This window comes from Salipaludibacillus sp. CUR1 (assembly GCF_021028955.1).
Classification (GTDB): Bacteria; Bacillota; Bacilli; order Bacillales; family Salisediminibacteriaceae; genus Salipaludibacillus.
Window position 1 is genome coordinate 50,697 of sequence record NZ_JAIWPE010000016.1, and the last position, 14,017, is coordinate 64,713.

Annotated in this window: 15 protein-coding genes; 3 read left to right on the forward strand and 12 right to left on the reverse strand. The window is 41.6% G+C overall.

All coding sequences use genetic code 11. The features are described 5' to 3' along the window. Positions 1-65: 65 nt before the first annotated feature. The 3 genes from K8O68_RS03270 to thpR form a co-directional block, all read right to left on the reverse strand. Positions 66-365, reverse strand: a complete 300-nt coding sequence (locus tag K8O68_RS03270) for a hypothetical protein (RefSeq protein ID WP_230895507.1) — start codon at positions 363-365, stop codon at positions 66-68. A gap of 99 nt (positions 366-464) precedes the next feature. Then, entirely contained in the window at positions 465-1,373 is a 909-nt protein-coding gene (locus tag K8O68_RS03275; protein ID WP_230895508.1) for a hypothetical protein, read from the reverse strand. Positions 1,374-1,390: 17 nt separating this feature from the next. Beyond that, positions 1,391-1,957, reverse strand: a complete 567-nt coding sequence (gene thpR / locus K8O68_RS03280) for an RNA 2',3'-cyclic phosphodiesterase (protein ID WP_230895509.1) — start codon at positions 1,955-1,957, stop codon at positions 1,391-1,393. A 255-nt stretch (positions 1,958-2,212) separates the two neighbouring features. Here thpR and cysK point away from each other — a divergent pair, with 255 nt between their 5' ends. Continuing rightward, positions 2,213-3,145 carry a cysteine synthase A gene (gene cysK / locus K8O68_RS03285; RefSeq protein ID WP_230895510.1) on the forward strand — a complete coding sequence of 311 codons (933 nt, stop codon included), beginning with the start codon at positions 2,213-2,215 and terminating at the stop codon, positions 3,143-3,145. Positions 3,146-3,165: 20 nt separating this feature from the next. Here cysK and K8O68_RS03290 read toward each other — a convergent pair whose 3' ends face one another. Beyond that, positions 3,166-4,338: an MFS transporter gene (locus K8O68_RS03290; protein WP_230895511.1), complete on the reverse strand. Its 1,173-nt coding sequence runs from the start codon at positions 4,336-4,338 to the stop codon at positions 3,166-3,168. A gap of 24 nt (positions 4,339-4,362) precedes the next feature. Then, complete coding sequence (gene pepV / locus K8O68_RS03295) at positions 4,363-5,766, reverse strand: dipeptidase PepV (RefSeq protein WP_230895512.1); 1,404 nt, start codon at positions 5,764-5,766, stop codon at positions 4,363-4,365. Between the two features lie 433 nt (positions 5,767-6,199). Here pepV and K8O68_RS03300 point away from each other — a divergent pair, with 433 nt between their 5' ends. After that, positions 6,200-6,418: a DeoR family transcriptional regulator gene (locus K8O68_RS03300; RefSeq protein WP_230895513.1), complete on the forward strand. Its 219-nt coding sequence runs from the start codon at positions 6,200-6,202 to the stop codon at positions 6,416-6,418. Between the two features lie 49 nt (positions 6,419-6,467). Here the strand turns inward: K8O68_RS03300 and K8O68_RS03305 are convergent, their stop codons facing one another. From K8O68_RS03305 to wrbA, 4 genes are all read right to left on the reverse strand, one after another. Continuing rightward, on the reverse strand, positions 6,468-7,181 hold the full coding sequence (locus tag K8O68_RS03305) for a pseudouridine synthase (protein WP_230895514.1): 714 nt from the start codon (positions 7,179-7,181) through the stop codon (positions 6,468-6,470). 19 nt (positions 7,182-7,200) lie between these two features. Beyond that, positions 7,201-8,379, reverse strand: a complete 1,179-nt coding sequence (gene rodA / locus K8O68_RS03310; protein WP_230895515.1) for a rod shape-determining protein RodA — start codon at positions 8,377-8,379, stop codon at positions 7,201-7,203. Between the two features lie 27 nt (positions 8,380-8,406). Further along, complete coding sequence (gene ftsW / locus K8O68_RS03315) at positions 8,407-9,606, reverse strand: putative lipid II flippase FtsW (RefSeq protein WP_230895516.1); 1,200 nt, start codon at positions 9,604-9,606, stop codon at positions 8,407-8,409. Positions 9,607-9,798: 192 nt separating this feature from the next. Then, positions 9,799-10,419: an NAD(P)H:quinone oxidoreductase gene (wrbA, locus tag K8O68_RS03320; protein WP_230895517.1), complete on the reverse strand. Its 621-nt coding sequence runs from the start codon at positions 10,417-10,419 to the stop codon at positions 9,799-9,801. 223 nt (positions 10,420-10,642) lie between these two features. Between wrbA and K8O68_RS03325 the strand changes: the two genes are divergently transcribed. After that, on the forward strand, positions 10,643-10,954 hold the full coding sequence (locus tag K8O68_RS03325) for a winged helix-turn-helix transcriptional regulator (RefSeq protein ID WP_230895518.1): 312 nt from the start codon (positions 10,643-10,645) through the stop codon (positions 10,952-10,954). Positions 10,955-11,006: 52 nt separating this feature from the next. Here the strand turns inward: K8O68_RS03325 and K8O68_RS03330 are convergent, their stop codons facing one another. The 3 genes from K8O68_RS03330 to proC all read right to left on the reverse strand — a co-directional run bounded on the left by K8O68_RS03330 (position 11,007) and on the right by proC (position 13,997). Continuing rightward, entirely contained in the window at positions 11,007-12,623 is a 1,617-nt protein-coding gene (locus K8O68_RS03330; RefSeq protein WP_230895519.1) for a putative polysaccharide biosynthesis protein, read from the reverse strand. A 150-nt stretch (positions 12,624-12,773) separates the two neighbouring features. After that, positions 12,774-13,175 (reverse strand): secondary thiamine-phosphate synthase enzyme YjbQ, encoded by a 402-nt coding sequence (locus tag K8O68_RS03335; protein ID WP_230895520.1) that lies wholly within the window; start codon positions 13,173-13,175, stop codon positions 12,774-12,776. An 18-nt stretch (positions 13,176-13,193) separates the two neighbouring features. Next, the gene (gene proC, locus K8O68_RS03340) at positions 13,194-13,997 is read right to left on the reverse strand and encodes a pyrroline-5-carboxylate reductase (RefSeq protein ID WP_230895521.1); all 804 of its coding nucleotides are present in this window, start codon (positions 13,995-13,997) and stop codon (positions 13,194-13,196) included. Positions 13,998-14,017: the final 20 nt, after the last annotated feature.

A 14,017-nucleotide genomic window follows, 5' to 3' on the forward strand; every position in this document is an offset into this window, starting at 1 on the left:
ATTACAATTTTGAACACAGCCATAAAAAAAACACTGGGGCAGAGTATAAATTGCTCCAGTGTTTTTTATAATTTGGAAGCCCAATTAACAAGAGAGTCATCCACTTCCTGTTTTTCTTCACAAGTCATGGCAGGCTGGATAATAAATAATTTATCATTCCAGGAACCGCTTTGATTTTCCCCTTTTATATACGAAGCTTCAAGATCTTTTAAAGCTGTATGAACTGAATAAGCAAATAAAGGATCTCCTTCTTCTGTCAGAGCCACTTCAATCCCTTTATTTCCTTTCCAGTCAAACGCATGGCGTATATAAACTTGACAGCCTGACTGGCAGGATAACGCTGCTTGATTATTTTTATCTGTCACACGTTTCACCTTCATTATCTTTTTCTGTATTAGCACACTTTTCCTATAATACAGAATAACCAGGGGATATTCAACAGATAAATATTTATATTCTGACCTTTATTGCTCCCCATCGGAGAGCCTGTGTTCAGACGTTGTCAGGCTTTGGGACAAAAGGATATCGGCAGCTTTTAACTGTACATGTTTAATAGGTGACTTGTTCTTTAAAATAGTCTGTTTAAATGTGTCAAAATTGCGTTTATCGATTATTTTTATATTTTTGCCTGCTGCTGGCATATCAATGAAGCTGTCTTTCGCTACTACTGCTGTCCGAATAGGCAATGATAACCCTTTCTCTGACAATATCCCCTCAACTACTGTTTTCATCCTCCTTAAAGAAATAAACGGATGCAATATACGTTCATTCCTTCCATCTTGCTTCCTTACCCAGAAACGTTCTGAGTCAGGCTGGAAAATTGTATGGTTATTTCCCCGGAGTGGATGAATCAGCCAGACTTCAGAGGGAGTCAATACAAGCACTTCCAGATCGACCGGTGCATTTTTTAATATAAAGGACGGCTCGTAAAAAACAAAATACGTATCAGGCAGCTCATTAAGCAAAAAGCTCAATAAAGTATCAAAATAGTAACTTTTCTTTACGTAAGATACTTTTGAGACGGTGGAACTTGCCCAGTTTACCTGAAACTCAAACAGCTCTTTTCTGAAGGCTTCTTTCAGCTCTTCCATTGTATGGTGTCTGAGCTGCTGTTCTGAAGGTAAGTCCACTTCCTCTTTAATATCCTTCTTTTTACTGCGAAAAAGTCTCAGGGACTTTTTTATAATTGAACTATCCTTTTTTTCATAATCATTCCAAAAAGGAAGATCATTGTAACCCTTTTTTCTGTTCTCCCAATCCTGTTTCAGCCTCTGCCACCTTTCCTTTTTCAGGCGGACATAGCGGGCTGGGTAACGGTAAATATCTATTTCATAACGTGAAACGTAATCAGACAATTTTAGGAGCTGTCCCAAAGTTCTTCCTCCTCTCCTTATACCCCGTCTGCTAACTCGATGATCTCAATCACTTCATACATATGATCTCTTGAGGGGTGAATCTGAAATAAACATACTTTGTTTATCTGTTGTTTACTCTTATCAATTTCTGACGGTAAATCCCAGCTGCCTGGACGTTCGGCCTTTGGATTCTTCCATTTTTTAGCCAGAGTAGCATGCGGGCGGTAAGCGCGGTTCTCTGCGGGAAAGCCGAAAGAGGCGGCTTCCTCTTCAATCACCTTCTGCAGATAAAACAGGTCCCGCTTAAACTCAGGTTCCATGTAAAAGACCCCTGGCTGACGTTTGTTTCCAAAAAAATTTAATTGAGAAAAGGTGATAGTAAAGCTGGTAATCCCGCTAAGTTTTTCTTCCAGTCTTCTCCATAACTTTACCCTGTTTACCTCTTCCCATCCACCTAAAAACAATAAGGTAATATGAAAATCCTGTTTATTAACCAGCTTTTTGTAATATTTATCCAATTTATAATTTTCCTGCCATTGCTCACACTTTTGTCTGACTTCCCCGCTTAAGGGTATTCCTATAAACGTATGCACGCCGCTCATATTCCTCACTCCTCTTTATACTTATTGAAAAGCTGTGATACAATATAGATTAAACATATCTATTTAATACGACTTTAAACTTAGCTAACAGTGCTCTTTAAGATAGCCTCTCCAACTAAAAAAATATACCTTCCGGGGAAAGAAGGGACGAACACCCACAGGAGTGAAGCCTGTGCCGGGGTTAACTTCCAGATTAAGTAAAACTATTTATAATACATTTTAAATTATTATAACCAGGAAAGGATGAACAGCCGCATGAAAGTAGTAAATAATATGTCCGAACTGATAGGTGATACACCACTTGTTAAACTGCAGAAACTGCCTGAAGAAGGAGGAGCCCAGGTTTATTTTAAGCTTGAATTTATGAATCCAAGCGGAAGTGTAAAAGACCGCGCAGCTTTTAATATGATTGACCAGGCAGAAAAAGAAGGGCTTATTAACGAAAAATCAGTAATTATTGAGCCTACGTCCGGTAATACAGGCATCGGTTTGGCTATGACTGCAGCAGCCAAAGGGCTTGAAGCAATATTAGTCATGCCTGACACGATGTCAAAGGAACGAATTAATCTGTTAAAAGCTTACGGAGCAAAAGTGGAATTAACTCCCGGAGATAAAAAAATGCCTGGAGCTATCGATAGAGCTCATGAGCTTGTTAAAGAAATTCCCAACAGTTTTATGCCTATGCAATTTGAGAACGCTGCTAATCCTGATGCCCACCGGCACACGACAGCTTCTGAAATTATTGACGGTATGAATCAAATTGGAAAAAAGCTGTCTGCATTTGTTGCAGCTTCCGGGACGGGCGGAACCATTACCGGAACAGGAGAAGAATTAAAAAAGGAATATCCGGACCTTTCCGTGCATGTCGTCGAACCTAAAGGTTCGCCTGTCCTATCAGGAGGAAAACCAGGCCCCCATAAACTTGTCGGGACCAGTCCTGGTTTCGTACCTCCTATTTTAAATGAAAAAGTGTATGGAGAAATCTTCAGAATAGCAGATGAAGATGCATATGAAACGACCCGTCGTTTATCAATGGAAGAAGGAATATTAGTCGGTCCTTCCTCCGGAGCTGCCTGTTATGCTGCTTTACAAGTTGCTAAAAGACTCTCTCCTGATGATGTGGTGGTCGCTATTGCATGTGATACAGGTGAACGTTACCTTTCAACCGATTTATTTGATTTTGAATAAATATTCTACAGGCAGCTTCTTCAGGAAGCTGCCTGTATGTTGTCAGATCTGTTTTGTTTAATCATCCAAAGGGTTAATAAAGCCCCTGCAAGCGACAAAATGCCGTAAAATAAATACACTGACAAAATGTTGTACCAATCCATGATCAAGCCTGCACTTATGCTGAAAAACCACGCGCCTAAGCCATTACCGACAGCTGAGTATATGGCTACAGCCGTTGCTTTAACTTCTTTAGGGGCGAGCTCCGTTACATACTGAAGAGCAGCCGGGACAAATAAACCTATACTGAACCCCTGAATGATTGTAGTCACATATATAAAACCCGGTTCAGGGCCTGTGGCATAGAACAGCCATCTGATTCCGGAAGCAAAGGCCGCAGCAAATAAAATAACAAGTATGCCCCGTTTCCTGATCCAGTTCCCTGCCCACCTCATGAAAGGAACTTCACTGCCGGCGGCTAACAGGAATGCAAAACCTACCCCTGCAAGTGAACCGCCGGTAAATTGAATCAATAAACCAAAATAAAAATTATTCGCCATAATCGGGCCGAAAACGAGAAAGGTAACCAGGAGGAACAGCATAAAGCCGGGAACTTTTACAAGCCGTTTCATTCCGCCTTTTAAGTCCACTTTTGTAGTCACCTGCTCCTTAGGCATACCCCATGAAAAGAAGGCGCTTATAAATAAAACGACCGCAAAACCGTAGAAGATGACAGACTGTCCAAACCAGTCTGATAAATTACCCATTAACCAGACGGAGACAGCAAAACCTACTGCTCCCCACATACGAATATTCCCGTAGTCTCCGCCATGTCTGTACACATAATTCATAGCCATACTGTCTGACAATGGGATTACAGCACTTTGGAAGACAGCCAGACCGGCAGCAATTGTTACAAATACGATATACTCTTCAGCGAACAAATACGTAAATCCGACCGCTCCTGCACCTATACAAGCTGCTGTAAGAAGCATTCTCGGCCTCTTTGTATAATCGCTTAACATCCCCCAGACCGGCTGTGTAAGCAGCATAACAATAGGGCCAATGGACGTTATCACCCCTATTTGAGAACCGCTCAGCCCTGCCTCACTCTGTAAATAAACGCTTAATAGAGGAAATAAACCTCCAAAAGCGAAATATGCAAAAAAATAAAAAGCTTTCATATTAAAAAAAGTCTGTTGTTGGCTGTCCATTTAAACATCCCTGGCTTTCCATAATTATTGTTGGTTACATAGCTCGTAAATTGCTTCTGCGTACATAGCCGTGATCTTAACAAGATTATCAATATCAATATACTCATCAGCCTGGTGTACGACGTCTTTCTGGCCAGGAAACAGCGGCCCGAAAGCCACACCTGCTTTTAAAGATCTCGCATAGGTCCCTCCGCCAATCGCAATCAAATCAGCTTTACTGCCTGTCTGGTTCTCATAAACCTTGGAAAGAGTCCTGATCAGCTGGTGGTCTTTACTTACCGCATGAGGCGGAGCATGTGAAATAATACTTCCAGTAAACCCTGCACTTGCGAAAATGCGGTCCAGCCTTTGCTTTACACTGTTAAAAATCACCCCATCAGGATAACGCAAATTAATGCCAATGCTGCTGTTATTTCCTCCTTCATACTTGACTGTTCCAATATTTAGAGTGAGATCCCCAAGCTCTTTATGCCTATGGTCAATTCCTGCCTTTTTACCGCGTGATTCATTAAAAAAGTAGTGAGTTAATGTGTGGAAGAAGTTTTTTTCTTTTTCATTAAGAGGCAGAGTGCACAAAAAGTCAGCCAAATACAGCGCCGCATTCAGGCCGTCTTCCGGTTCCATACCGTGGGCCGAGCGCCCCCGGAAAGTCAGCAGCACGGTGTCTGAATTATCCTCCACGCCTCCTTCAGCCTGAATGTGCGCTAAATAGTTTTTAAATTTTTCTTTTAACTGGTAGGCCGCACCCAGCTCTTTTTTATTCATAACCACTGAAGCAAAATCAGGGACCATGTTTAGCCTGCTGCCTGAGTTGAAAGAACGGATAAGACCTTGTTTTTCCCCCACATCCAATTTATAAGTCAAGTCGGCTATTCCTTTCTCGGCATAAATTATAGGAAAATCTGCATCAGGCGCAAATCCGATCGTGGGCATTTCCTCACGGTCAAAATAATGACTGACGCACCGCCATTGACTCTCTTCATCTGTTCCTATTATCAACCTGACTCTTTTTCCTAATTTCACTCCCTTGTCCTTCAGTAATTTTAAGGCATGGTAAGCAGCCATTGTCGGTCCCTTATCGTCCAAAGCACCCCGGGCATAAATTTTTCCGTTTCTAACATCTGCATCAAAGGCAGGCGTAGTCCACCCTTCACCTTCAGGTACGACATCAATATGACATAAGACCCCGACCAGATCTTCTCCTTCTCCCCACTCAATGTGAGCTGCCTTTCCATCCAGACCTTTCACAGTAAATCCATCTTTTTCAGCTTTATGCAACAGCCAGTTATACGCTTTGCGGATCCCTTCACCGAAAGGGGCATATGAAGAGGCAGTTGCTTCGTCTAAGACACTTTTTATTTGTAAAAATTCCTGTGTATTATTTACAATAATTTCTTTTCTTTCTTCAACTAATTTGTTCCAATTCATATTTTCTTCCTCCATTTTAAATTCAAATATGAGTATACGCTTTTACAGTGTAATGGAAAAGGGAGCCTGTGAATAGATATCTTTACAAAGGCTTAATAAATGTTAACAATCCGATAACTTTACTAAAAGCACTTTCGTACGTTAAAATATAGAAAAGGAGGGAGACACATTTAACTTTACCTCTTAGACAGGAGGTCTGAGTTCTGACTTGGCACATATTATTTTAAGCTAATCACATTGATATTGGCCTCAGACTTAGATAAACACTTTAAATGACGTGGAGTATTTTTACAGACACTGAGACGCTTTTCTTTATCCGGTAAGGATAATGACCGGACACTTCAGTAGGCTGTCTTTTAAACATTCACCCTGTCTCCATTAAATTCAGTCTTACAATCTCTGAACACGGGTGACAAAAATAAGGAGTGGTTTTTTGAAACCTTCAACTGAACGGATGTTAACTCGGATTAAATCCATTTACCTTTTTATCAGTAAAAGAGGAAGCGTCTCTACAAAAGAATTGGTTGAGGAGTTCGGGATCACTGAACGAACTGTCCAGCGGGATTTGAATGTACTGGAATATAATAACCTTGTAGTCAGTCCTGAAAGAGGGTTATGGACTACAACCAATAAAAAAGTTAAAGTCTCCTAAAAAAGACAGAAAACCTGTTGTGATTTTTTCACGACAGGTTTTCTCTGTATTACGTACTGTTTATTAAGTTTTGAAGTTCGTCCTCTGTCAATTCTCTATAAGTTCCTAAATCAAGCGTCTCATCAAGATAAAGCGGCCCAATACGTTCTCTTTTAAGCCTAATGACTTTTTTTCCTCTTGTTTGAAACATACGCTTGACCTGATGAAACTTTCCTTCATGAATAGTTATTCGAACGGTATCAGCTTCTTTGCCTTCTATACGTTCCACTTTAGCAGGCCTTGTCACATACCCGTCATCCAGTGTGACCCCTTTTTCCAAAGAATCAATATCTTCCTCACTGACAGGGCTGTCAAGATGAACGAGATACGTCTTGTCAACTTTCTTTTTTGGGGAAGTGAGCTTATGGGCCAGCTTTCCATCATTAGAAAGGAGCAGAAGTCCAGTTGTATCTTTATCAAGCCTTCCGACCGGGAAAGGGTTATATAAAGCATCTTCCGCTTCCAGAATTTCTGTGACAGCCGATTCCTTCAAGTCCTCCGTTGCCGACACATAACCTTGAGGCTTATTCATCATTAAATAAATGAATTGTTTATATTCAAGTCTTTCTCCGAATACTTCAAGCATATCTTTATCAGGATCTACATGAACTTTCCCGTCTTTAACTGTTTCTCCATTTACAGAAAAACCGCCTTTTTTTAAAAGTTTCTTTACTTCTTTCCGCGAACCGTAGCCCATGTTGGCTAATATCTTGTCAGCACGCACCGAGAATCCCTCATTTCTTCTACTCTTCTTCTCCAAACATATAGTGCCTCGTTCTGATATTTACATTCAGAACAATCCCCACGGCCAGCATATTTGTTATTAACGCGCTCCCTCCATAACTGACAAACGGAAGAGCTAATCCTGTAATTGGCACAAGACCAATTGTCATCCCTATATTTTGAAAGATTTGAAAAACGAGTAACCCGATAACTCCGGCAACTAAATAGGTGCCAAAGCTGTTATTGCAAGTAAAGGCAATGATAACCATACGATACAATAACAGAAAGTAGACAACAATTAACACAGTCGCCCCAACAAAACCGAACTCTTCTGCAATCACTGTGAATATAAAGTCGGTATGCAATTCCGGAATTGCCCCGCTTTGTGATTTTACCCCGGCTCCAAATCCGCTTCCGTAAAGCTGTCCTGCCCCGATACCCTGTAAAGCATGATAAAGCTGGTACCCTTCCGCTCCTATATTTGCATTAGGGTCCAGCCAGGCATAAATTCTGCTTAACTGGTGAGGAGCTATAAGATAGTTGGAAAAAAACGCGAAATAGTTGTTATGAAGCCAAACGAGCAATGTTATAAAGCCAAGAGCAAGCGACATAATTAAACCAATCATCCTGAATGTAACCCCTGCCATCAGAATAGCAATAAAAATGATTGCTCCGATGACGAGCGCTGTGCCCAAGTCAGGCTGTATAAGAATAAGGCCAAAAGGCGGAAGTCCTACAGCAAGTATTTTTCCTACAACAATACAGTCAGTTGTAAATGACTTTTCTCTGGGGGTTCTCGTAATCTGATATATTAAATGCGCCAGAGAAATAATGACGAATATTTTTACAAACTCAGAAGGCTGAAAGCGAAATAATCCATCGATTCCGATCCAGCGCTGTGCTCCATTTATCTCTATCCCGAAAAAGTGAACCAGAAGCAAAAGAATCATTCCGAGGATATAAAAAGGAATAGATAAATTTTTAAAAAAATCATAATCAATAACCATGGCCCCCATCATAAGAACAGTACCGATGGCAAACCACAGAAGCTGACGCTGAATAAAATGGCCGGGGCCGACATTATACTGGTCAGCAGTTGCAGCACTGTATATAGCTAACAAACTGATACACATCAGTACGAATAAAAAGAACAGAAGTGTATAATCTAGCTGTTGAAAGGGACTTTTACGTTCTTGCATGTTTCCACCTACTAACACTCTCCTAATTTATCTTACATAAGAGGCAGATGTTTTACCCACATATCCTCTATTTTTTTCTGTTGTTCCCTCACCGTTTTCATAAAGCCGTTCCTGGCGTTCTTTTTCTGTTCTTCTGGATATATTAGCCAGGATGCCCATGGAGATAAAGGTGACCATTAAAGAAGATCCTCCGTAGCTTAGGAACGGAAATGGAATACCAGTAATAGGAAGGAACCCGTTTACTGCTCCGGCATTAAAGACCATCTGTATCCCCAGCTGAAAAACAATGCCAAACGCCAGCAAACTGCCAAAAGCATCCTTGCACCTGGCCCCAATAACTACTCCTCTTCCAATGATGACGAGCATTAACAGAAAGACAAAAGTAATACCTATTAAACCCAGTTCCTCACTGATAATGGCCAGTATAAAATCTGTATGGGCTTCAGGCAGATAAAATAATTTTTGAACGCTCTGGCCTAAGCCTGCCCCGGAAACGCCTCCGTGAGCAATCGCAATGTAAGACTGAACAAGCTGGAATCCTTCCGTCTGTTCCAGTTCAAACGGGTTCCTGTGCCCAAGAAGGCGGTTTAATCTGTAAGGGGCAGATTGGGCGTAATGGTACAGGGCCCATCCTGCCAGCGAGCCGAGCGAAATAATATGAAGAAGCCTTGCACCGGAACAAAAAGCAATCAGACCTGCAACTAAAACAATAGACGTGGCTGTTCCAAGGTCAGGCTGAAGCATAATCAGCACAAAGAAGATCAGTACAACAATCAAAGGCGGCATAACTCCGGTAAAGAATTTATTAATGTACGCCTGTTTCCTTGAATACACATAGGCTAAATAAATAATTGAACCCACTTTTACAAATTCTGACGGCTGAATTCTTAAACCGCCTATATTGATCCAGCGAGTGGCCCCGTTTACCTCGTGGCCGACTCCAGGAACTAAAATTAACAGAAGCAGAAATATAGAACCTAAAACGATCCATTTTGCCAGTTTACGAAAATGGCGGTATGGAAAGAACATAAAAAAAGTGAATAAAACAGCAGAAATCACCAGCCACTGAAGCTGACGATCGAAGAAGTAAGTTATATTATCGTGATGCTGATAACCTTGAACAAAACTCGCACTGTAAACCATCACAAGGCCAAAAAATGCAAGAAGGAGTAAACTTACTATAAGATACCAATCTATGTAAAGCTTTTTACCATTTTTCTCTTCCAAGGAGTTCACCTCCATAGGCCACCCGCAGGCAACCATGCACATATTAATTCTTACATTATAGCAGAAGGGATAGAGCTCTAAAAGAGACTTGTGAACTGACAGAGGAAATTATTTTCAATACATAATAAAAATCTGCTGTAACAATGGTCACAGCAGATTTTTCAGGCTTGTTCTATTTACTTTAATGAATTTTTACCCTCTTAATGCTTTAGCCACGGTGGCCACCCGTTTCCCTAAACGTTTAGCCATTATTAAATCTCTCTCATCAGGCTCGTTGCTTCCATCAGGGCCAGCTACTGTGGAAGCTGAATAAGGGGAACCGCCAACCCCCTCATCTGTCATCATTTCCGGATTTTCTCCATAAGGAAGGCCTACATAGATAAGTCCAAAGTGAAGCAATGGGACTATAGATGTAATCGCTGTTGTTTCCTGTCCGCCATGAATGGTATTAGTACTTGAGAAAATCCCTGTTGCTTTCCCTTCCAAGTCGCCGTTCATCCACAAGGCGCCTGCCGAATCAATAAATTGTTTCATTTGTGCAGGCATAGAGCCGTAACGGGTAGGAATTCCCCATACAATTCCATCGGCCCACTTTAAATCATCGTGGGTGGCAACAGGAATATCTTCCTGCGCTTTTTGTGCTTCTACATAGGCATCCTGTCCGGACATCGCTGCTTTAACTGCTTCAAATTCTTCTACCCGGACAATTTTAACTTCCGCACCTTCTATATCTAAGACACCTTCTGCGACTGTTTTCGCCATTTTATAAATATGGCCGTATGAACTGTAATATGGCACAAGAATTTTTGTCACTTTAACCCACTCCTATAATAATAGATTTAAATTGCTTGAAAAACCGCTTACCCGTAGATAGCATTCCTTGTACAGATAAATAATAAACCTCTTATTTTTTTAAACTTACAATATTTTATTACGTTACTCACTATTTGTAAGTATAATATCGCAGCTGCTTACTAAAGTCAAGTGATTATGGTACAATAATTCAAAGGGGTAACGTCTCCCAGGGAGTGATCATATGGTTAAAATGAACTTGTGCCCTAAATTTGAAACTGCTTTTCAGCTGCTTGGAAAACGGTGGAACGGGCTGATTATCCGTGTTTTGCTGAAGGGCCCTGTAAGGTTTCGTGATATTTCTGCAAATATTCCGGGTATGAGCGATAAAATGCTTGTAGACCGGCTTAAACAGCTTGAAGCGGCCGGGGTGGTCAGACGAAATGTATATCCGGAAACTCCCGTCCGCATCGAATATCAGCTGACTGATAAAGGAAAAGCGCTCGAACCCGCCTTAGATGAAATACAGGCATGGGCCGAACAGTGGATGGATTAAAAAGGTGCTTCGCAATTATAGCGAAGCACCTTTTGTTTGTTTTCATGAGTCATTATTTTTTATTAAGGAAATCAAACCTGTGGCCCAGAATTTGACCGGCCAGCCCGGAACGTACACTGATATTTAAGTAAACTGCTATTCCCGCGACCACGGAGACAGTTAATATGAGTAAAGCGTCCCAACGGCTATTTACGGGGATAATCTGCTGGAAACCGTAATTCAGGAAAGCGACAACAGCCGCCATCCCTGCAGTAAATATGCAAATAAGTAAAAACCGCTTTAACACAAAGGTAAAGTTATATTCAGCAAACTTATGAACAGCCCATAGGTTAACGGCAATTGCAATAAGATAGCCGGTTCCAGTTGCAATAATGGCGCCATGTGCCGCGAACCAGGATATAAGCAGGCTGTTTCCTGATACTTTAAAAGCCAGGCCTGCTAATAAAGCAATAACGGCATATTTTTGTTTATTGATGCCCTGAAGCAGAGCAGATGTCACCGCAAAGATCGAAAAAGCTATAGCGACGGGTGCATAGAACCTTAGAACATCACTTCCTATAGCCACTTCTTCTAAACCAAACAGTGCTCCGTAAGCAGGTTCTGCCAGAACCATTAAACCGGTTGCTGCCGGGACAGTTAAAAACAATATAATTTGAAAAGTCTGTGTAATCGTCCGCTGAAGTCTGTCTTTTTCATCATTAATAAAGGCATTCGTTACAGTAGGAATGATTGTTAGTGACATCGCTGTTGCTAAGGCTACAGGTATAAGAATGAGCTTGTGGGAAGCCTGCGTAAAAGACGCATAATATGTTTCCGTGACAGCTTGACTGATGCCTGTGGCCATCATAGCCGGGTTAAAAGTTATTAAATCTACTGTTTGATATAGAGGAATTGATAACCCTACAAAAGAAATAGGCAGGGCATACGCAAACAGTTCTTTGTACATTTTCGGAAGCGGAATCTGATGATCCACAGTGCTTTCATCAATCTGCTTCTGCAACCCGTCCCATCTTCTTCTCCAGTAGAAGAGCAACACTGCCAAACCGGCAACCGCACCGACAAATGCTCCAAATGTCGCAAAACCTACTGCAATGCCTAATTCTCCGCCAAAGACATTGATAATTAAATACGTTAATAAAAGTATAAAAATAATTCTGATTAACTGTTCCACTACTTGTGAGACAGCCGTGGGGCCCATTGACTGGTGTCCTTGAAAATACCCCCGGATAAGCGCCATGACCGGTACCACGAGCAGTGCCACGCTCACCATACGAATGGTGAAAATGGTGTCAGCCACTGTGTTCCCTTCCATGTTTTCCGGATCAAGCACCTGATGGGCAATCGGACCGGCTAGAAAAAATAAAACTAAAAAAGCAATAAATCCTGTAATCGACATAACAACTAAGCCTGATTTTAAAAGCCGCTGTCCTGTCCTGTAATCGCCCAATGCATTATATTTTGAGACAAACTTTGAAACAGCCAGAGGGACACCAAGCGTAGCAAGGCTCAGCAGGACTGTGTACGGTGTGTATCCGTATGTGTAAAGCGCGAGCCCTTTATGGCCGACAATTGCTGTAAATGGAAAAACATAAATCAAACCGAGCATTTTAGAGAGAAAAATGCTGGCGGTTAATATCATTGTTCCCCGGATTAATTGTTGTTCAGACATTTAGCTTACTCCTACATCATTTTTTTCGCATACTGATAGCATTTTATCACATTTTGTTTCGAGGAGGCTGATTTTAACAGAGAAAAGTAAATGACACAGGAAAAAAGGCTCAGCTTGCCGCTGAACCTGTTTTATCCAATGTCAGAACTGTCAGCCTTCTATTACTTTAATATATACATTCCTTTGTCTTGGACCATCAAACTCACAGAAGTAAATCCCTTGCCATGTTCCAAGGATAAGTTTTCCGTTATCAATAATGACTGCCTGTGAAGCACCGACGGTACTTGCTTTTAAATGAGAGGCAGTGTTTCCTTCTGCATGGCGGTACTGCTCATGATGCCATGGATATACTTCGTCCCAGCGCATAATCATATCCCGCTTAACATCCGGATCGGCATTCTCATTAATTGTGATGCCTCCAGTGGTGTGTGCACAATAAACATACACTACTCCGCTGTTTACACCGCTCTCATCTAAAACTCGCTGCACCTCGTTCGTGATATCCTGCATTTCGTCACGTGAACCGGTCGATAAGGACAATTTTTTCAGCATGCAAATACCTCCAGTTATTTAATCTTTTCCGCCACGGGCATGGTCATTAGTTGCCTTTACAGCCTTTTTAACAAGAGAACCGAAATTTTCTTTTTCAAGAACTTTCAGCCCTTCTGCTGTAGAGCCCCCCGGAGAGGCTACTTGCTGCATTAACGTTTGCGGTGACTCACCTCTTTCAAGCATGGATGCTGATCCTTTAAGCATATGAGTCACCAGCTTCCTTGCCTGGTCAGGGCTGACGTCATAAGATACGGCCGCTTCTTCCAGTGCTTCTGCGAAAGCATACAAAAATGCGGGCGCACTCCCTGTAATTGCTGTTAAATCATGAACTTGTTCTTCGGGCAATTCTTCTGCTTCGCCAATGGCTGATAAAATCTTGTAAAGTATTTTCCTATGATTCTCTTCCACGTAATTACCGCACGCAAACGTAGACATTGACTGGCCGAGCTGAGCGCCGGTATTAGGCATAATCCACGCTGCAGGTGTTCTGTCCGGAAGGCGTACTTCCATATATGAAGGGTCTATTCCGGCCGCCACAGTGATAATAAACTGACCCTCTATCATGCCGGAAAGCTGCCTGAGCAGCTCATTATGCGTATGCGGAGGTGAAGCAAGCAGAATAACATCATGTTTGTTTACTTCTGTTTTCCAATCGCTGCTCACTTCCACGCCGTATGTGTGTTTTAATCTCTCGAGTTTTTCTTTATCAGCCTTATTTGAAACTGTCACTCTGGTAAATCCGTTATTTTCATCCTCTGTCAGGCCGGAAATAATAGCTTCAGCCATCCGTCCAGCACCAATAAAAAGCAATTTAGTCACCATTATTCATCCCCTTTAATCAT

What these genes read in the sequence shown, in the direction of transcription:
- thpR (WP_230895509.1), bottom strand. Translation starts at nt 1,957, where the DNA reads ATGAGCGGCGTGCATACGTTTATAGGAATACCCTTAAGCGGGGAAGTC.
- cysK (WP_230895510.1), top strand. Translation starts at nt 2,213, where the DNA reads ATGAAAGTAGTAAATAATATGTCCGAACTGATAGGTGATACACCACTT.
- K8O68_RS03290 (WP_230895511.1), bottom strand. Translation starts at nt 4,338, where the DNA reads ATGGACAGCCAACAACAGACTTTTTTTAATATGAAAGCTTTTTATTTT.
- pepV (WP_230895512.1), bottom strand. Translation starts at nt 5,766, where the DNA reads ATGAATTGGAACAAATTAGTTGAAGAAAGAAAAGAAATTATTGTAAAT.
- rodA (WP_230895515.1), bottom strand. Translation starts at nt 8,379, where the DNA reads ATGCAAGAACGTAAAAGTCCCTTTCAACAGCTAGATTATACACTTCTG.
- K8O68_RS03325 (WP_230895518.1), top strand. Translation starts at nt 10,643, where the DNA reads ATGGTTAAAATGAACTTGTGCCCTAAATTTGAAACTGCTTTTCAGCTG.
- K8O68_RS03330 (WP_230895519.1), bottom strand. Translation starts at nt 12,623, where the DNA reads ATGTCTGAACAACAATTAATCCGGGGAACAATGATATTAACCGCCAGC.
- K8O68_RS03335 (WP_230895520.1), bottom strand. Translation starts at nt 13,175, where the DNA reads ATGCTGAAAAAATTGTCCTTATCGACCGGTTCACGTGACGAAATGCAG.
- proC (WP_230895521.1), bottom strand. Translation starts at nt 13,997, where the DNA reads ATGGTGACTAAATTGCTTTTTATTGGTGCTGGACGGATGGCTGAAGCT.